The organism is Streptomyces iakyrus (assembly GCF_000717055.1).
GTDB lineage: Bacteria > Actinomycetota > Actinomycetes > Streptomycetales > Streptomycetaceae > Streptomyces > Streptomyces iakyrus.
The window spans coordinates 534,407-550,496 of the sequence record NZ_JNXI01000003.1; the positions used below are offsets into that span (position 1 = coordinate 534,407).

Consider the following 16,090-nt stretch of genomic DNA (forward strand, 5'->3'; position numbering starts at 1 on the left):
GGGCCTCCTTCAGGGGTGTCAGGCGTGCCGAGCTGCTCGATAGTGATCAGGCGGAGCAGCTCGGCTGGCTCGTCGAGCAACTGGCTGGGCAGGCAGTGGAAGCGGTCGCAGAGCTGGAGGATCAGGCGGGCACGGCGGAGCTCTCCAGGCTCGGTGACCTTGGCTCCATCGGAATCGACACCGCCGGGGATGGCTCGCCAGAGGGCGAGCTCTGCGGCAAAGGGTCGGGGACCCCGCTGTTCACCTGCCGCAGCGCGTTGAGAATGGCCAGCACCATGCCGCCGTCCTGCGTGCACACGCCCTCGAACGAGGTCGGCACCGGGGCGCCGGTCTCGTCCTCGACGTTCCATGAGACGAGGCGCTGTACGAGCGCCTTGACGACCTGGTCGGGGGTGAACTCCATCTCGTTGAGTTCGAGTTCCTCGCCGACGGTCAGGCCGCGCACGCTGGCCTCAAGGCCCTCGTACTCGGTGCCGGTGAAGTCCAGCGCGTATACCCGGCGCTTCGGTCGGTATCCCACGTGTGACTCCCGTCAGGCCCAGGTCGGCACGACGCCGTTGGCGAGGACGCCAGGCACCGAGAAGGTGAGCTCGCCGCTGTCGGCGCGGGTGAGGGGGTAGTCGGTGTAGAGACACTCGTTGGCGAGGGTCTGCCCCGACACCGTGAGCGTGGTGGTGCGCGCCACCGAGGTGCTGGGGACGGTCTTGAACACGTCGTGGGACATGTTCGCGGCGTCGTTGAACACGCCGTTCAGCGTGACACTGAAGTCGGCGAGCAGCAGGATCCGCTCGTACGCCGACTTGTCGATGCCCGTCGCGTCCTGCACGCCGCGCGGGGTGGCGAACTGGAGGTTCGTGATGTCGTTGACGATCGCCCTGGGCGTGCCGCCTGCATCGTCGACCGAGCACACGCTCCACCCGAGGCCGGATTCCTTCGCCATGGGTCCTATCCCTTCTTCTGCTGGTCGACGAGCCGAAGCTGGTTCTCGCCGAAGTCCTCGACCCAGTCCTGCGGACGGGTGTGCTGCCGCTTACGGCCGGTCGGGTTGCCGCGCCAGTCCCCGTCACGGACGAGGTACAGCTCCGGGACGGTCTTGTGGTCGGCGAAGCACCGCTGACCGGACTCGAACCGGAACACCGTGAGCCCCGCGTCGGTCGTCATCTCGCGGAAGGTGCGCCGTGACTCGCCGCGGATGTATGCGGCCTGTGTGCGGCCGAGTTCCGTCCGCTCGTCGATGACGGAGTCCCAGCCGTGCCGCCACGCCTCACAGCCGACCTGCTCGCACACGGCGCGCACGGTCGTGTCCCGCTTCCGGGTGATCTGGAATGTCTGGTACGCCTGCACCGGCAGGTTCGGCATGATCCGGTTCACGGGACGCTGCATCAGTACGTCACCTCCACGTCGTTGCGGATCACCGACACGGCGAACACGGCTTCCGTGAAGGTTCCGGTGGTGACCACCCGCAGGTAGCGCTCCACCGTCTGGTCCCGGGCCGTCTCGATCCGCTGCGCTGTGACGCCCGTGGCCGCCGCAAAGCCGCCTCCGGTCACGTCCGCCCATGCGTCGCCAGCGCCGTTGTCGCTGGACTCCTGGAGCTTCACCGTCACGCTCGTCCCGGTGAACGCGAACACATGCAGGTACGCCTGCAAGCCGAAGTCCGTCGACCCGGTACCGAAGTCCACCGAGCTGCCGTTCGTGCCCGTGGTGTCCGTCCGCAGGCCCGCGGTCAGCGACCGGCCCCACTCCAGCGTGTAGGTGTTGGACTGCGCCTCCACCGAGAACGTGAACTGGCCGTCGTCACCGCGCTGGCCGTCGTACCCGATCTGCTTCGCCACGATGTTCGCCGACGCCCCGCCCAGCGTCGTGCCACGGAAGTACGAGGCGATCACGTCCGTGCGCGGCAGCACGCTCAGGACCGCGTGCGCCGCGTCAGCTTCCTCGCCGGGGTTGAAGTACGTGGTCGTCTGAAGCCGGCCGTCGAGCTTGCCGCCCTTGCGTTCGTGGGCGGACTTGTTGATGCCGGTGAACTCCAGGGCGGCGGGGCCGCCGCCGATGTTGCCGACGGCTTGGATGTCGCCGGAGAGGTCGTAGCCGGAGATGAACAGGGCATCTCCGAGCCCGGACTGCTTGGCCACTACGCCTCCTGGTTCCAGAGATCAGAGCAGATGAGTGGGAGGGTGATCGTGAACACCCGGTATTCGGCGCCGCCCTCGGCGAGGTAGCCGGCCCGGGCCGACAGGGGCTCGCCGTAGGCGCCGAGGAGGTCGACGTGGCGGACGAGGCCGCCGAGTTCGAAGTCGCCGCTGTAGGCGGCCATGAGCCAGTCCAGGGCGGTCATGAGGTCGGGGTCGATCGCGTCGGCGGGCTGCTGCTGGAGCGACGAGTACAGGCGCACGAACAGGGCCAGTCGGGACGAGGTGGAGTTCAGGCCCGAGCCGCCGCGCGCCGGGCCGATCTGCTCTACCCACACGGCGGCCGTGATGCCGCTGGTGGGTGGGGACTTGGGCTCGTGGCCGTTGACGTCGGCGAAGTAGCCGGACGCCAGGGCGTGGGACTCTACCGCCCCGAGGATGGTGCGGATGTCGAGGGCCATCTACCGCTCCCCTCTGCGAATGCGGCCGATGGTCGAAGAGCCGACTCCGAGCAGTTCGGCGAGTTGGCGCAGTGTCATCTGCGGGTTCGCGTGCACCTGGGCGATCAACTCGGGGGTCACCTTGGAGTCGCGCCGGTTGTTTCGCTGCTGCACGGCGGTACTCCAGCGGCAGTTGCTCGGCTCGTACGGCCCCTCGTTGTCGATCCGGTCTATCGACTTGCCGCGCGGCTTCTCACCCATGTCGGCAAGGAAGTTCTCGAACTTCCGCCACCGCTCGCAGACGGTGATCCCCCGGCCGCCGTAGAGGTGCCAGTCAGCGTTCAGCGGGTTCGTGCAGCGCTGGATCATCGCAGCCCAGATGTAGTACGTGGCCGTTCCTGCGCGCCCCTCCGGCCGCCGCCGAGCGTGACCATGCTTGGTCCGGTCGCGTGACATGCGGTCGCGCGCTTCATCGGAGATGGCTCGCGGGATCGCCCGCATGGCGGCGGAGCGGTTCCTCTCGGCCACGTCCGGGCGCTTCTTCCCGCGCTTCGCTTCAGAGATCTTCCGGCGGCGCTCCAGTTCCTTCGCACTCACAGGAGCCCCCTCGACCGGTACCGGGCGAGCAGTTCCCTCGCGATCTGCGGAGCCTTGCGGTCCAGCAGCGGCTTCGTCCGGCGGAACGTCGCGTACCCCGGGAACCTCGTTACCGGACTGTTCCTGCTTCCAACTCCTTCTAGCCATGGGCCATACACTATCCGCTGGTCGTGGACCATGTACCGGCCGCCCGACGTGCGGTCCACAGAGATTTTCGACTGGTAGTAGCCCGTCGGGTGCCGCAGCACCTGCCGCAGCCGCTGGTGCACCAGCCGCTCGCCCTCACGCGCCACCTGGTACTCGACGTCGTCGGCGTAGTCGTGCAGCGCGCGGCCGGCCCTGCCGGATGCCCAGGGGCCGGAGGCGTGGGAGTTGACGCGCACGTCGAAGCCAGGCATCGCTCACACCCCCCGATGGCGGGCCTTGCGGCCGTGAGCGTTGTAGACCTGCTCCCGGAGGGCGGGGAGGTCGCGGGCGGTGAGGGCCTGGTCGTTGCTGCGGTTCTCGCCGGTGCGGCGGGTACGGGCGTATCCGGCCTGCTCGTTCGTGAGTCGGTTCTCGGCCTCAGCGATGGTGAGGTCCCGAACCAGGCCGGGCGGGTCCCACCGCACCACCGCTGCGGCGTCGGCGTGCGTCGCGGCCGTCGTGCCCAAGGCGCCCCGGGCCACGGTCAGGGCCCGCGGCGCGTAGATGTCGACGCCGGCCGTGTGCGCGGCCAGGACGGTGCCGTCCCAGGCGCGTTCGACGGTCAGGGTGTTCCCGGCGATGTCGACGATGAGCATGCGCTCGGAGTCGATGAGGATGGTCTCGTCGACGGCGAAGGTGGTGCCGTCGGCGACGGTGACGGTGACGCTGTTCTTCTGTGCGGCGAGGTCGGCGCCGAGGTTCTGGCCGGTGGCGGTCATGGTGCGGTTGGTGACGAGCATTCGCTCGGTGCCGATGCGCAGCACGGAGCCGACGCCGAGTTCGGCCGAGGCCGCGCCGTTCACGGTGACGGTGGTGGCGGTCGTCGAGGCGACGGCGGCGGCGAGGGCGCCGACGGTGGTCTCGTCGAGGCGGTAGCCGAACAGGCCAGTGATGGTGATGTCGGCCTGGTGGGTGTCCCCGCCGCCCCACGCCGCGCTGCTGCCGAGGTTCGTCTCGACGCGGTTGTACGGCGCGCCGGAAAGGGGGTACAGCACCACGTCCGCGGTGCTGATGGCCGTGCCGCCGGACGTGATGGAGGTGAGGGAGATGAGCTCCTGGTCGTCCAGCCACAGCCGCCACGACGGCCGGTACTGCGAGCCCGGCCAGTCGAAGCTGCGGGTCGTGAGCTCCGGGTAGAAGCGGCGGTGACACAGCGCGTCGATGTCGCGGCTGGCGGACTGCAACGCCCGGTCGATCTGCCGTGCGCTGCGCGCGGTCGGTTTCACGTCGAGGGCGCGCATCACGTCCTCACGCGTCGCGTACGTCGGTTCCATCTCTCGTCACCTCCTCTCAGGTCTCGTCGCGCGGTGGTCAGTCGGTGCGCTCGGGCCAGTGCCACGTGCCGCCCGTTCGGGCACCCTCCGAGTGACGGCACACCTGGTTGAAGAACAGGCCCTCGGGGTTCAGGACCGCCAGAGAGACCGTCTCCGGCCCCGAGAAGTTGGCGAGGCTCCCCTCGCCCTCGCTCGGGTAGACGCGGGTGATGATCGCGGCCCGGCACTCGGAGGCGTACTCGCCGCCCGGGGTGCCGTAGCTGACGTAGTGGACGACCCGGCCCACGCTGGGCTTCATCACGGCCTCCCATGGATGGAGAAGCTGACCCCGGTGAAGGACGGCGTGGTGCCCGTCAACTCCCACCGGATCCGGCCCAGGTTGGTCAGGGTGTAGCCGTTGCTGATCTGGCCGTAGGTGTAGCCCGACGACGTCAGCAGCGCCCCACCGATGCTCGTGGCCGACGACGTCTGCACCCACGTGCCGCCAGTCGCATCGAGCACGTCGAAGAACACCGCGAGCGTCGGATCCGTACCGGTCGGCGCGTCCGCGACCGTGACGATCAGCAGACCGTTGCTGATGCGGGACACGTCGATCGCGCCCGTCCGGCCGGTGGTCGCGTTCACCGTCCCGGCGGTGACGGAGTTGGTGGAGCTGTTCAAGGTCAGACCGGTGGCCTTGAACAGCTCCGTGTTCCGGAAGGCGCTCACTCGGAGCCCTCCGCCTCAGCAGCCGACGTACCGCCCGCCTGGCCGCCACCCGTCGAACGGGCAGAACGGCTGCCCGTCGGGGCCTTCTTTGAGCGGCTCGCCGTCGTTCGGGCACGCGACGGGCTGCTGTTCTCGCTCGGCTCGGGCATGCTCGACGGCTTCTCGCCGGATGTCGATGAGCTGTTCCCAGGGGATGACTCCTCGCCCCCCTCCGTGTTCAGGTCAGGCCACACATCGGGCTCGCCCTCGCTGCTCCAGCCGCCGGCCACGACCGCTGCACCGGCGATGGTGGGACCGCCGTGGCGGGTGATCTTCGGCATGTGTTCTTCTCCCTGCTCGCGGTAGTCGGTGCTGCCGCAGTGCGGGCAGCACGGGGCGCCCACCGAGTACGCGGCGGTGCACCCCGTGCAGACCCACGCCGCCATGTCAGCCCGCCACCAGCTGCGCGCCCGCCGTCAGCGGCACCCACGTGCAGTACCAGGTGACGGCCCCGTCCGGGTTGGTGCCGGTCGTGACCTGCTCGACATCCCCGGTGGACACGACAATCCCCGCGAGGGCCTTGCCGCCCTTGTTCAGGTCCGGCGGAGTGTCCGTCTGATCCAGCACCCCGAGGACCGTTCCGGCCGTGGTGTCGGTCGTACCGACATCCGTGGCCGTGGTCAGGTCCGCGGTGTCGCCGGCGGTCGGGTTGGTCTGGAGCTTCACGGTGTTGGCGACGGTGATGCTGGTGGTGACGACACCCCACAGGGCGGTGATCATCACTTCGCCGCCGGTGACGGTGAAGATGGTGCGCGTGTCCGCGGCGAACGCCCCCGACGGGGAGGCGACCGGGCCGCGGCCGAGGAGCAGCGAGCGCAGCTCGCCGCCCTGGATGAGAGTGCTCATAGGGTCGGCTCCTCTCAGACCACGTTGCGCGGCAGGTTGGACGGCTTCCGGGCCTGCGCGAGGTCGTGGACGATCGCGATGAGGATGCCGCCGTCGACGGTGACCTCGACGCAGTTGAAGCCGTCGGAGAGCTGGGTGGCGTCGACGGTGAAGCACATCGCGTCGTTGGTGGTGTCGCCGCCCAGGGCGAGGGTGTCGTCCTGCTCCGCCATCGCCGTCCACGTGCCGCCCACGCCCGGGGCCTTGAACGGGTAGACGTTGCAGTCGAGGGCCTGCTCGGAGGCTCCGTCGACGGACTCCTTGATGGTGGCGATGGTGGTTCCGTCGTCCTCGAAGGTGACGAAGCTGACGGCGTTCGCGTTGGTCAGCGGGATGTGCACCCCGGACGCTGCCGGGATGACGTTGAAGACCCTTCCGAGTCCCTTCACGGTGCCCTCCTTGAGGGGGTTGAGTGCCTCTGGGGATGTGGCTGGGGCGGGGGTGTGAATGCCCGCCCCGGCTGGCGGATCAGGCTCGGGTGGCGACCTTCACGAACGGGGACAGGGTGTTGGAGCCCTTGCGCGGGGTGATCGCGGACTTGATCCACGGCTGGCCGTCGACACGCTCGATCACGCGGACGGCGGTCTTGTCGTTGCCGAACTTGTACTCAGTCGACGTGGACGACTGCATGGCCTGCCGGTCACCGATCAGGTAGTAGCCGAAGTCGACGAAGTTGATGTCACCCGCCGTGCCGACGGTGTTGGCCTTCTCCGTGAAGATGACCGGCCGGCCGAGGATGGTCATGGGCGGGGCGCCCACGCCGTCGTGCGCGCCGGTGCCGATCCACACCGCGCTGCCGCCGGTGCCGACGGACAGGGCCATGGTGGCGAGCTCGGGGAAGGTGTCGATGTGGGCGACCCACACCGCGCGGGCGATCGAGGACGGGAGCATCCGGGAGTACGCCTTGACGATGTTCTCCCACACGATCGACCCGGCCGTCTGCCCGGACTCCTTCGCCACGGACACGGCGGCCGGGGCGTTCATGTAGCCGAGCGGCTGGCCGACGCCGTTGCCCTCGGTGAACGCGACGTCCTCGAACCAGGCGAGGGCCTCGGGGTAGGACTGCGACATGAACTGTTCGAGGCTGATGATGCTGTCGGCGAAGAGCTCGTTCGGGATCTCGCTGTACAGCGTCAGCTTCTTCGCGGTCAGGTTGACCCGGCCGAACGTGGGCGAGGTGTCCTGGAGGTCGCCGCCCTCTTCGGTCCAGTAGCCGACGACGCCGCCGTACACGCTGGAGGCGTTCGAGGTGACGTCCAGCATCGGATAGGGGACGGTCAGGGACTCCATCGGGACGACGCGGGCGCGGGAGCGGACGACGCTCATTTCCAGGGCGACGCGCAGCAGCTCGGCGCGCAGGGTCTCGGGGATGAGGAACCCGCCGTCGGCCGGGACGGAAGAGCCGTAGCTGTTCTGGATCTTCGCGATCTCGGAGCGGCCGGTGAACGCTTCCTGCGTCTTCGCGCCCTCCCAGGTGGCGCCGAAGTAGTCGGTCCACGTGCCGAACTTCTCGTCGAGCTTCGCGCCTGGCGCCTTGGGGTTGTAGTGCTTGCAGCGGGCGACGGGCTGCCCGTTCGGGTCGAGGTTCAGACGGTTGATCTTGTCGATCTGGTCGCCACGGAGGGCGTTCGCGAACTCCTGCTGCGCCAGCTCACGAACCTGCGCCTCGATCGACTCGTCCGAGCGGGCCTGGCCCTTGGCGTAGTCGGTGATGAACGTCGCCAGAGACTCCTTGTCCTTGACGATGTCCTTCAGCGTCGAGGTGTCGCCAAGCGCTTCCGCCAGCTCGTCGGCGTTGCGCGGGATGGTGGGAGTAGCCACTGGTGCCTCCTTCAGGCTTCCGTCGCCGCGCTGGACGACGCCGTGGTGGTGAGGTTGGAGACCAGCACCGACCACGCGTCGGGCTCGTCCTGGGTGAGGTGAGCAGTCAGCGCCGCCCACTCGTCTACGGGTTCGGCGGCAGCCGCCTCCGGCTCCGGCTCGACGGCCGGCTCGGGGGCGGGTTCGACGGGCGTGGTCTCGGCGACCGGCTCGACCGGCGTGGTGCCCTCGGCGGGCGGGGCGACGGCGGCGGCGAGCTGCGCGGCGATCTCCTCGCCGATCAGGCTGCGGATGTCCTCGGTGAGGGTGGCCGCGGACTGGTCGGCCTCGGCCTTCGGCTCGTCGCGGCGCGGGCCCTGGTAGCCATACGCGGCGAAGTCGAACGCCTTGCGCATCTCAGGCTCGCTGTCGCCCTGCTGCGGCTTCTTCGGCTGAACGACCTCGTCTGCGAGGCCCTGCTCGACGGCTTCCTCGGCGCGTAGCCAAGTCTCTTCGAGCATCTTGGCCCGCCATTCGTCGGCGGGGGCGCCGGACTTGGCGGCGTACATCTCGGCGATGTTCTCCGAGATCACATCCAGGACTTGGCCCATCTTGATCATGTCCCGGGAATCCCCCAGGCAGAGCCCCGAGGCTTCATGCACCATGATCATCGAGCCGGGCATCATCGCCACCCGGTCACCAGCCATCGCGATCACCGAGGCAATCGACGCTGCGATCCCGTCCACACGAACGGTGATCTCAGCCGGGTGGGCGCGCAGCGCGGAAGCGATGGCAATTCCCTCCGTGACGCTGCCACCAGGGCTGTTAACACGGACCGTGAGCTTCGGAGCGGTGATCGCCTTCAGCTCGGCGTCGAAGTCCTCCGCGTAGGTGCCGAAGTACCCGCCGATCTCGTCGTAGAGCAGCAGTTCCGCCTCGTCACTGGCTGCGTTGCTGATGCGGTACCAGCGGCGATCTTCGGCGCCGACTTGCGCTCGCAGTGCTGCCGTCTTGGCGCGTGCGCTCGCGATGACCGACGTGACGTCGGCGGGCAGCGCGAAGCCCTGCATGCGGCTCATGAGCCCTCTCCCTTGCGTCCCCGCTTCACCACGCGGCAGCGGCACTCGTTGCCGTACTCCGCTCCGACGCACTTCACGTAGCCAGAGCCGCCCGGGTAGTCCTTGTAGGCCTGCGCGCGGTTCTTGTACGTCCGGCCCGCGTTGTCCCGGCACGGCTCACACGTGTTGTCGTCGTCGTGAGCCACGACCACCCACCGCTGCGCGTTCTCGAAGTCCTCGCCGAGAAGCCCAGCGACCGTCTCCGACCACGCGTCCGCAGCCGGAGCCACCGCCGCCGGCGCGCCCGTGTACGGAATCTCCGGCAGGCCCACCGCAGACAGGACCCCTGCCGGCTCCCACCCAGCGGTGCGCAGCGCTGCGGCGGCCTCAGCGCGGGCGGTGAGCGTCGCGGCTTCGGTCTCCGGGTCCGGGGGGACGGGGTCGCAGTAGTCGAACTCCAGGCCGGCAGCGGTCGCGCCGAACATGGGCAGCAGCTCGAAGTTCAGCGCGGCCTTGATGCGCTCCAGGCGCGGGATGGTCTGCTGCTCCGCGAACCACGCCTTCGCCGCCAACGCGCTGGCGCGGTTGATGTCCTCGAAGTCACCGATGGCGCTCTTCGAGATGCCGTAGGCCTCACGCACGCGGTCAGCGGTCGCGCCGCGCAGCTCCACGAACTGCATGTCCCGCTGGGAGATGGTGCGGTCGACCCACTTGCCGTGCTCCAGGATCGCGACCTTGTGCGCGTTACCGACGCCCTTGTGCTGCTCCGCCCAGCGCTCACGCAGCTCGTCGAACTGGTCGTCCGACAGGGGCTGCGGAACCTCGATAATCCCGCCCGGCTGCGCGCTGTTGAGGAAGAACGCACGCGACCACTCAGCCGCATACCGGGAGGTGTCCAGATCGGGGAGGATCGACAGCACCGGCGACAGCCCGCGGTACGGGTCGAGCGGGTTCGGTCGGCGCAGCTGGATGACCTCGTCCAGTTCCAGCGGTATCTGCTCGCCGTCGGGCGACGTGTAGACGTAGCCCTTCAGGAAGTGCTCGGGGTCGGGCACCGGGGCCATGCGGTCGGGCCGGACGGGCCACATTTCCAGCGGGATGTTCACGCCGGGATGGCGGGCGATGACCCACCAGGTTTCGCCGGTGAGGTCGTAGTGCTGGGTGGAGGACTCGACGAACTCCTGCCGCGGCATGAAGGGGTTGGGCGTGTTCCACAGGTCGAGCGCGGCGTGGCTGGTGACCTCGACGCGGTCCTCGTCGCGGCCGCTCTTGGCCTTGCGGTAGAGCTTCCAGTCGACGAGGGCTGTGGCGTTGCTGGTGCGGTCGACGATCGCGAACAGCGTGGAGACGGCGGACATGGCGCGCATCTGGCCCTCGGCGCTGCGGTTGCTGCCGAAGAGACCGCGGCTGTAGCTCGCAGCGCGGGAGGCGAAGGGGACGGGCGTGGTGGTGGCCGTGCGCGCGGCGTTGGAGAGCGCGCCGAGGAGGGTTCTGGCCACCTACCCCTCCTCACACGTCAGGTGCCGCCGTAGACCCGCCAGTTCAGGACGAAGCAGCCGACACCGGCGGCGACGAGACCAGCGATCAGGTGCCACACCATGGCGGCACTCGACAACAGAATGATCCCAGTCATGTCAAGCAGGATCGGCATACTCCTATTCAGAGCCTGCCTCCACCTGTGTACACGTGCCCTGATCTGGGCGTTCGTCTTCTTCACGACAACCTCGTCCCATCGGCGGCGGCTTGTAGGTTCACGACAGTCTCACAACCAGCGCACCCGGGTTCGTGCCCCGCTGTAGAACGCCAGCAGCAGAGCGTCCGCGTTGTCCGGGCTACGGCCGAGCCGCTTCCGGATCTCGTCCTTCGGCTCGACGAAGATCCGCCCCTGCGCGTCGACCTCCCACAGCGGCTCCAGCAGCTGCGCCACCGTGCTGTCGGCGTTGTCCATGACGGACAGGTCCCAGCCCTGCCGCTCGGACAGGCCGCGGCCGATCTCCCACCAGATCTCCGCGCGCAGGTTCTTGAACTTGTCCGGCTGGGACGACTTCTCGCCGACGTTCACACCGACGATCTGCGCCGAGTGCTTCCCCTGGCCGGCGAGGTTCCGCAGTTCGCCGATCACGCCGAAGCCAATCCCGATGGAGTCGACCTTCACCGCGGTCGCCCCCGACTCCTTGATGGCCGTGAGCACGAGCGGCGCGATCTTCTCCGGCCGGTCCGTGTGCGCCCGCCACTCCCTGCCGGCGCGCCGGCCGCGGCGTTCGCGGATGACGGTTTCGTCTCCGCCGCCGCCGACGTCCACGCCGAGCTCGACGGGTTCGAGGTCGGCGTCGGTCGGCTTGGTCTCGGGGTCGATGCGGCACTTGGCGATGTCGGAGGCGCGTACGACCTTGTTGGGGGCGTCCTCGCTGAACTCGCCGAGCACCTTGGACTTGTAGAGCGGGTTGTCCTCGCCCCATTCGGTGGCCTTCTCCTCGACCCAGCCGCGGGAGACGAGGGCCTGCGCCACGTCTTCGGGGACTTGCTCGCCGGTGAGGTTGGGGGACTCGAAGGCACTGATGCCGATGACGTGCCAGTTACTCCCGGGCTGGCACACCTTCCGGAAGTGGGACGCCGGGTTGTCGGGGTTGCCGATCGCAAGGATCCGGCAGTCCGTGTTCGTCGTCAGCGCGTCCGCCGCCACCCACAACTGCCCGGGGATGCCGCACGCCTCGTCGAGGATGACGAGGACGTACCGGGCGTGGATGCCCTGGAACGCGGACTCGTCATGATCGGCGGGCTTCCGGCCGAACGCGACAAGCTCATCCTCCATGTGCCACTCGGTCTGGTTGACGCGGCCGGCGAGTTCGCCCCGCCGGTGGACACGGCGGATGTACCGCCAGAGGATCGCGCGGACCTGAGCGAAGGTGGGCGCGGAGGTGACGACGAACGCCTCGCCGGGCGGGTGGGTGTCGAGCCACCACGACGCGACGAGGGAAGCGGTGTGAGACTTGCCGACGCCGTGGCAGGAGCGCACGGCGGTACGGCGGTTGTCGCGCACGCTGAGCATGATTTCGCGCTGCTTCGACCACACCACCTGCCCGAGGCGCTCCTGCACCCAGCCGACCGGGTTGTCCTGATAGAGACGCGTGCGCTGCTTCAGGTTGCGGCGGTCCACCTTCCGTTGCAGCTGGTCGCGGATCTGCTTGAGTGCCTTGGTGTCACCGGCCCGCACGAGTTCTGCGATCTGCTGCTCGACCTGGTCACGCGTCGGGGTCGTCACCGGTGTCCTCGGGCTGCGTGGCCGCGTCGAGGAGCTTGGTGATCTCCTGGCCGAGCTTCTCGGCGTCGACGCTGACTCGGGAGGGGGCGTCGAGGCCGAACAGCTTGCGGTAGGACTCGCGGATCTGCCGCATCTCGCGCACCGCGGCGAGCCTGGGGCCGTCGTCGAAGATCGGCGCGCCAGTGTCGTCCTTCACGACGCGGCCATGGGACACCATGACGTGGTCCCGCTCCAGGATCTCCATCGCGGACACGAACAGGTCGTCGAGCTGCGCGGCCTCGGTCGCGATGAGCTCGGCGCCGGCCTGCTGGAGTGCGGCCTTGCGGGCTTTCTGGACGGCGCGCCAGGCGTCGCCGCGGTTGGTGTAGCCGGTGGCTTCGGCCAACTGCTGGTAGGTGATGCCGGGGTGTTCGGCGTAGTAGCGGGCGGCGTTGGCGGCTTTCTCGTCGGCGTAGATGTCGCCTTGATAGTGGCCTTTGCCGTTGCGGGCTTGGCGGTCGCGGTTGCGGTCGCCGGGGGCGCGCTTGTGTCTGTCGGGGTTCTGCTCGTTGGCGGTCACGGCGGTCCCCCTCCTGCTCGTCTCGTTACTGGATGGCGTGCTTTGATGGTAACGATGCGTGCAACCGGGGTGGCGGCTCCTGTGGTGGGCACGCATGACGGAGGCCCGCCTCCCCCGAGGGCGTCGGGGTTGAGGCGGGCCTCCGTATGCGTGCGGGGTGTGGGTCAGAAGCCGCCGCCGGGGAACGTCGGCTTGGGGCGAGGCGCGGCGGTGGGGAACTCGATCAACTTCACCGGGCACGGTCCGTTCCGGTCCGGGTCCACGCGCTCGATCGCGTCGTCCCAGCCCTCGCGCCAGTCGTTGTTGTAGAGCCCGTCGTTGTCTGCCGACGCCCGGACGGTACCTGCGTCCTCGACGGCCTCGGCCAACGCGTGCTCGCCGATGGCCTGCTGGAAACGAAGGTAGGTGTCCTCGGCGAGGATCGTTCGGAGGTAGGCGTCGATCTCGGCAGGTGTGGCGTTGAAGCGAGAGGGCATGCCGGTCACGGCGGGTTCCTTTCGGTGGCGGTGGGTTACGGGTCAGAACTGCTCGGTGCGGAAGCTGTATCCCGCGTGCGTCAGGGTCTCGCCGAGGGGGACCTCCCGAAGCTGACGACCGAAGGCCAGCCCCGCACGGCCGAAGGCGACGTTCTGAGCGGCGAGCACCTTCAGTGCCGACAGCGCGACGGCGTGGCGGGTCGGCAGGGGCTCGGCGCTGGAGTGGGCCTGCGAGCCGTTCGGGCGAGTGACGATCAGACGGTACGGCATGAGGTGTGCCTTTCGGTGGCGGTGAGTTGAGGGTACGGCGGGGGTCAGTAGTCGGTGCCGGGGATCGCCTCGTCGGGCCGCTCGTCCACGGTGGTGCACACGCGGCACTGGTGGTCGAACTCCGTCGCCTCGTGGCACAGGCGGATCTCCTCGGCGGTGAACTCAGCGGTCATCGGTCTCTCCTTCAACCTCGGGGCAGTCGTCCAGGTGGTACTCGGCGTCGTCGGGGCAGGTGCACTGCGGCTGGTCGAGCTGGGAGCAGCCCGGCTCGTGGGGCGCGGCGGCGCAGCAGCGGGAGCAGTCGCAGTCCCGGGCGCGCGCGAGGAACGGCGGTCGGCACGGACCGGGGTGGTCGATGGGCGCCCAGACCGGGGACGGGTTGGCGGCCTCTTGGGCGGCGAGAGCGTCGAGGCGGGCGCGGATCTGGTCGGCTGCGGTCACGGTGGTTCTCCGATCTGGTCAGGCGGCGAGGGCGAGGCGGGCGGCGGCGACGCGGTAGGCGGGCTTGCGGGGGCGGTAGATGACGGCGATCGCGGCGACCTCGGCCGGGGTGTAGCGGGTGCACTGGCGGGCGCGGCCCTTGGTGTAGGAGACGCTGGCCGTGCCGACGGCGCCGGCCTTGACGGCGTTCTTGCGGAGGGAGGAGGCGACGGTGCGGGCCTCCTTCACGCCGAGGCCGGCGGCCACGCAGTGGGTCGCCAGGGTGGCGGCGCCTTGGCGGCGGATCTTGGCGGCGGCGCGCTGGGTGCGGGTGCGGGCCTTGAGGGTGGCGCGGCGGGTGCGGTTCGTGGCGATCATCTTGGGTCCCCCTCGATTGCGGCTCCCTCCCGCCCTACTCACGGGTGGTTAACCACCTCTAATATGGCATACCCTGGACAGGTGGTCAACCACCCTGAGAGGATTGGGCCATGGCCAACCAGCACAAGGAGAAGCTCCGAGGCATCCGAGGCGTCGACGACGCCCTCTGGATCGACCTCGACCGCGCCGCGAAGACCGCAGGTAGCGACCGCAGCAAGGTCACACGAGAGCTATGGGAGTGGTTCGTTGGCCGACCCGGGGCCGACCTGCCGGAGCGCCCGGCGAGCAGCGAGGAGAAGACCGCATGAGCGAGGCAGCCGCCTGGGTCACCCAGCAACTCGCGGCAGCTGGATACACCGCCCTGCCGAGCCTGCGCCCCGGCGAGTACTTCGAGACCACCGGGTTCGCCGTCGAAGCCAGCAGCGCCCCGGGCGCGGCTCGCGTGACAGTGACGGCGCGCTTCACGGGCCAGGACAAGTACGAGCAGTGGGGCGAAGCGCAGGCCCTCGCGAGCAAGCTCATGGACGTGCTGGAGCCGCTGGGCGTGGGGTTCGAGGAGATCGACGGCCGCGAACCGAACTGCGCCTTCGATGCGTATCCGCCCGTCAGCGCGGGCCCGGTGCGCCCGGACGAGGAGCCCACGTGAGCCAGCCGCCCGAGGGTGAGATCGACTGCCCGCACTGCCACGCCACCGCGCAGACTCAGGACGTCCGCATCACCGTCGGCCGCGCGGATGGCACGACCGTCGCGGTCCGGCACACGAAGGACTGCGTCGACTACCCACCCGAGCCTGGCCACCCGGACGAGGAACCCACCGCATGACGAAGGCCCCGCCCGGAATCCGGTGCGGGGCCGATCTACGTCTGGCTACTTGACGCTGCCTGCGAAGATCGCCGTCTCGGAGTCCATCGTCGGCGTCAACTCGATCTGCAAGTACACCTCGTCCTTCGGCATCTCGCAGCCCACCTTCGCCGTCGCGGTCCGGCCCGGGCGCAGCCGCATCGACGGCACGCCCTCCAGCCCGCGGTCCGAGTCGAAGACCTGCTCGCCTTCCTTCGAGTCGTCGCCGTAGTAGCACGAGATGTAGCCGGTGGCGATGTCCGCAACCTTGTCGGACTTGTTGTCGATCTTCACGGTGAACGACACATACGGCGTGGACTCCGGTGACGCGTACTCCGAGGAGACGCCCCGCTTGTAGCCGGACAGGGTGACCTCGACGCCGTCCTCGTAGGCCACGCCGTCCGTCAGCCCCATGATCTCCGGCTCGGTGTCCGACGGTTCAGGCTCCGGCTCGTCAGCGGCGGCGGTGACGGTGGGGTCGGCTGGCGCGGACGCTTCGGCGGCCGGGCTGCCGTCGTCGCGGGAGTTGGCGACGACGATGCCGGTGGCGACGATCGCGGCGATGACGGCGGCAGCGGCCCCAATGATGATCGCGTTGGTGCGGGACTTCGCGGGCTTCGGCGGCTCGGGCGGGAGCGGCGGCGGGAAGTCGGGCTGCGGCGGCGTGGGCGTGCTCATGGTCCCCCCAGGTGGCGTTGTGTGCTGGGGTGCATGATGCGCCGACGTGAACGACCCGTGAAGGCGCTGTCGCCGTTCTGTGACCCGA

The 16,090-nt window shown here is 69.2% G+C and carries 27 protein-coding genes; 3 read left to right on the forward strand and 24 right to left on the reverse strand.

Annotated elements, in window-relative coordinates:
* Nucleotides 1-121: 121 nt before the first annotated feature.
* From OO68_RS07500 to OO68_RS07605, 23 genes are all read right to left on the reverse strand, one after another.
* Complete coding sequence (locus OO68_RS07500) at nt 122-520, reverse strand: hypothetical protein (protein WP_033307333.1); 399 nt, start codon at nt 518-520, stop codon at nt 122-124.
* A 12-nt stretch (nt 521-532) separates the two neighbouring features.
* Nucleotides 533-940 (reverse strand): hypothetical protein, encoded by a 408-nt coding sequence (locus tag OO68_RS07505; RefSeq protein WP_245236921.1) that lies wholly within the window; start codon nt 938-940, stop codon nt 533-535.
* Between the two features lie 5 nt (nt 941-945).
* Entirely contained in the window at nt 946-1,383 is a 438-nt protein-coding gene (locus tag OO68_RS07510) for a hypothetical protein (RefSeq protein ID WP_033307334.1), read from the reverse strand.
* On the reverse strand, nt 1,383-2,135 hold the full coding sequence (locus OO68_RS07515; protein WP_033307335.1) for a hypothetical protein: 753 nt from the start codon (nt 2,133-2,135) through the stop codon (nt 1,383-1,385). Before OO68_RS07515 ends, OO68_RS07510 begins: the two co-directional genes overlap by 1 nt.
* Nucleotides 2,135-2,593 (reverse strand): hypothetical protein, encoded by a 459-nt coding sequence (locus tag OO68_RS07520; RefSeq protein ID WP_033307336.1) that lies wholly within the window; start codon nt 2,591-2,593, stop codon nt 2,135-2,137. The genes OO68_RS07515 and OO68_RS07520 overlap by 1 nt, the downstream gene beginning before the upstream one ends.
* Entirely contained in the window at nt 2,594-3,169 is a 576-nt protein-coding gene (locus OO68_RS42985) for a helix-turn-helix domain-containing protein (protein WP_051814524.1), read from the reverse strand.
* A complete protein-coding gene (locus OO68_RS07530; RefSeq protein WP_033307337.1) occupies nt 3,166-3,567 on the reverse strand; it encodes a hypothetical protein in 402 nt (133 codons plus the stop codon). The genes OO68_RS42985 and OO68_RS07530 overlap by 4 nt, the downstream gene beginning before the upstream one ends.
* Nucleotides 3,568-3,570: 3 nt before the next feature.
* Complete coding sequence (locus OO68_RS07535; protein WP_033307338.1) at nt 3,571-4,629, reverse strand: hypothetical protein; 1,059 nt, start codon at nt 4,627-4,629, stop codon at nt 3,571-3,573.
* 37 nt (nt 4,630-4,666) lie between these two features.
* Nucleotides 4,667-4,927, reverse strand: a complete 261-nt coding sequence (locus tag OO68_RS07540) for a hypothetical protein (protein ID WP_033307339.1) — start codon at nt 4,925-4,927, stop codon at nt 4,667-4,669.
* The gene (locus tag OO68_RS07545; RefSeq protein ID WP_033307340.1) at nt 4,927-5,337 is read right to left on the reverse strand and encodes a hypothetical protein; all 411 of its coding nucleotides are present in this window, start codon (nt 5,335-5,337) and stop codon (nt 4,927-4,929) included. Before OO68_RS07545 ends, OO68_RS07540 begins: the two co-directional genes overlap by 1 nt.
* Nucleotides 5,334-5,657, reverse strand: coding sequence for a hypothetical protein (locus OO68_RS45295; RefSeq protein ID WP_157852690.1), 324 nt, complete (start codon nt 5,655-5,657; stop codon nt 5,334-5,336). Before OO68_RS45295 ends, OO68_RS07545 begins: the two co-directional genes overlap by 4 nt.
* Nucleotides 5,658-5,763: 106 nt before the next feature.
* Nucleotides 5,764-6,222: a hypothetical protein gene (locus OO68_RS07555; RefSeq protein WP_033307342.1), complete on the reverse strand. Its 459-nt coding sequence runs from the start codon at nt 6,220-6,222 to the stop codon at nt 5,764-5,766.
* A 14-nt stretch (nt 6,223-6,236) separates the two neighbouring features.
* Nucleotides 6,237-6,650: a hypothetical protein gene (locus tag OO68_RS07560; protein WP_033307343.1), complete on the reverse strand. Its 414-nt coding sequence runs from the start codon at nt 6,648-6,650 to the stop codon at nt 6,237-6,239.
* Nucleotides 6,651-6,729: 79 nt separating this feature from the next.
* Nucleotides 6,730-8,082: a phage major capsid protein gene (locus OO68_RS07565; RefSeq protein WP_033307344.1), complete on the reverse strand. Its 1,353-nt coding sequence runs from the start codon at nt 8,080-8,082 to the stop codon at nt 6,730-6,732.
* Nucleotides 8,083-8,093: 11 nt separating this feature from the next.
* On the reverse strand, nt 8,094-9,140 hold the full coding sequence (locus OO68_RS42990) for a head maturation protease, ClpP-related (RefSeq protein ID WP_051814525.1): 1,047 nt from the start codon (nt 9,138-9,140) through the stop codon (nt 8,094-8,096).
* Nucleotides 9,137-10,618 (reverse strand): phage portal protein, encoded by a 1,482-nt coding sequence (locus tag OO68_RS07575; RefSeq protein WP_033307345.1) that lies wholly within the window; start codon nt 10,616-10,618, stop codon nt 9,137-9,139. Before OO68_RS07575 ends, OO68_RS42990 begins: the two co-directional genes overlap by 4 nt.
* 263 nt (nt 10,619-10,881) lie before the next feature.
* The gene (locus OO68_RS07580; protein WP_051814526.1) at nt 10,882-12,381 is read right to left on the reverse strand and encodes a hypothetical protein; all 1,500 of its coding nucleotides are present in this window, start codon (nt 12,379-12,381) and stop codon (nt 10,882-10,884) included.
* Nucleotides 12,362-12,940 carry a hypothetical protein gene (locus tag OO68_RS07585; protein ID WP_033307346.1) on the reverse strand — a complete coding sequence of 193 codons (579 nt, stop codon included), beginning with the start codon at nt 12,938-12,940 and terminating at the stop codon, nt 12,362-12,364. Before OO68_RS07585 ends, OO68_RS07580 begins: the two co-directional genes overlap by 20 nt.
* A 164-nt stretch (nt 12,941-13,104) precedes the next feature.
* Nucleotides 13,105-13,425: a hypothetical protein gene (locus OO68_RS07590; RefSeq protein WP_033307347.1), complete on the reverse strand. Its 321-nt coding sequence runs from the start codon at nt 13,423-13,425 to the stop codon at nt 13,105-13,107.
* 33 nt (nt 13,426-13,458) lie between these two features.
* Nucleotides 13,459-13,686: a hypothetical protein gene (locus tag OO68_RS07595; RefSeq protein ID WP_033307348.1), complete on the reverse strand. Its 228-nt coding sequence runs from the start codon at nt 13,684-13,686 to the stop codon at nt 13,459-13,461.
* Between the two features lie 44 nt (nt 13,687-13,730).
* Complete coding sequence (locus OO68_RS48255; RefSeq protein ID WP_280922469.1) at nt 13,731-13,859, reverse strand: hypothetical protein; 129 nt, start codon at nt 13,857-13,859, stop codon at nt 13,731-13,733.
* Nucleotides 13,849-14,127, reverse strand: a complete 279-nt coding sequence (locus OO68_RS07600; RefSeq protein WP_033307349.1) for a hypothetical protein — start codon at nt 14,125-14,127, stop codon at nt 13,849-13,851. The genes OO68_RS48255 and OO68_RS07600 overlap by 11 nt, the downstream gene beginning before the upstream one ends.
* 18 nt (nt 14,128-14,145) lie before the next feature.
* Entirely contained in the window at nt 14,146-14,484 is a 339-nt protein-coding gene (locus OO68_RS07605; RefSeq protein WP_033307350.1) for a hypothetical protein, read from the reverse strand.
* A gap of 110 nt (nt 14,485-14,594) precedes the next feature.
* Between OO68_RS07605 and OO68_RS07610 the strand changes: the two genes are divergently transcribed.
* Genes OO68_RS07610 through OO68_RS07620 form a run of 3 tightly spaced genes read left to right on the forward strand, consistent with a single transcriptional unit; the run spans nt 14,595 to nt 15,306 of the window.
* A complete protein-coding gene (locus OO68_RS07610; RefSeq protein ID WP_033307351.1) occupies nt 14,595-14,792 on the forward strand; it encodes a hypothetical protein in 198 nt (65 codons plus the stop codon).
* Entirely contained in the window at nt 14,789-15,130 is a 342-nt protein-coding gene (locus OO68_RS07615; RefSeq protein ID WP_033307352.1) for a hypothetical protein, read from the forward strand. Before OO68_RS07610 ends, OO68_RS07615 begins: the two co-directional genes overlap by 4 nt.
* A complete protein-coding gene (locus OO68_RS07620) occupies nt 15,127-15,306 on the forward strand; it encodes a hypothetical protein (RefSeq protein WP_033307353.1) in 180 nt (59 codons plus the stop codon). The genes OO68_RS07615 and OO68_RS07620 overlap by 4 nt, the downstream gene beginning before the upstream one ends.
* A gap of 45 nt (nt 15,307-15,351) precedes the next feature.
* On the opposite strand, the gene OO68_RS47495 is transcribed toward OO68_RS07620, so the two are convergent.
* A complete protein-coding gene (locus tag OO68_RS47495; RefSeq protein WP_033307354.1) occupies nt 15,352-16,002 on the reverse strand; it encodes a hypothetical protein in 651 nt (216 codons plus the stop codon).
* Nucleotides 16,003-16,090: the final 88 nt, after the last annotated feature.

Coding starts and splice junctions, on each gene's coding strand:
- OO68_RS07505 (WP_245236921.1), bottom strand. CDS start 940: ATGGCGAAGGAATCCGGCCTCGGGTGGAGCGTGTGCTCGGTCGACGAT.
- OO68_RS07510 (WP_033307334.1), bottom strand. CDS start 1,383: ATGCAGCGTCCCGTGAACCGGATCATGCCGAACCTGCCGGTGCAGGCG.
- OO68_RS07520 (WP_033307336.1), bottom strand. CDS start 2,593: ATGGCCCTCGACATCCGCACCATCCTCGGGGCGGTAGAGTCCCACGCC.
- OO68_RS07530 (WP_033307337.1), bottom strand. CDS start 3,567: ATGCCTGGCTTCGACGTGCGCGTCAACTCCCACGCCTCCGGCCCCTGG.
- OO68_RS07535 (WP_033307338.1), bottom strand. CDS start 4,629: ATGGAACCGACGTACGCGACGCGTGAGGACGTGATGCGCGCCCTCGAC.
- OO68_RS07540 (WP_033307339.1), bottom strand. CDS start 4,927: ATGAAGCCCAGCGTGGGCCGGGTCGTCCACTACGTCAGCTACGGCACC.
- OO68_RS45295 (WP_157852690.1), bottom strand. CDS start 5,657: ATGCCGAAGATCACCCGCCACGGCGGTCCCACCATCGCCGGTGCAGCG.
- OO68_RS07555 (WP_033307342.1), bottom strand. CDS start 6,222: ATGAGCACTCTCATCCAGGGCGGCGAGCTGCGCTCGCTGCTCCTCGGC.
- OO68_RS42990 (WP_051814525.1), bottom strand. CDS start 9,140: ATGAGCCGCATGCAGGGCTTCGCGCTGCCCGCCGACGTCACGTCGGTC.
- OO68_RS07595 (WP_033307348.1), bottom strand. CDS start 13,686: ATGCCGTACCGTCTGATCGTCACTCGCCCGAACGGCTCGCAGGCCCAC.
- OO68_RS48255 (WP_280922469.1), bottom strand. CDS start 13,859: ATGACCGCTGAGTTCACCGCCGAGGAGATCCGCCTGTGCCACGAGGCG.
- OO68_RS07605 (WP_033307350.1), bottom strand. CDS start 14,484: ATGATCGCCACGAACCGCACCCGCCGCGCCACCCTCAAGGCCCGCACC.
- OO68_RS07610 (WP_033307351.1), top strand. CDS start 14,595: ATGGCCAACCAGCACAAGGAGAAGCTCCGAGGCATCCGAGGCGTCGAC.
- OO68_RS07615 (WP_033307352.1), top strand. CDS start 14,789: ATGAGCGAGGCAGCCGCCTGGGTCACCCAGCAACTCGCGGCAGCTGGA.
- OO68_RS47495 (WP_033307354.1), bottom strand. CDS start 16,002: ATGAGCACGCCCACGCCGCCGCAGCCCGACTTCCCGCCGCCGCTCCCG.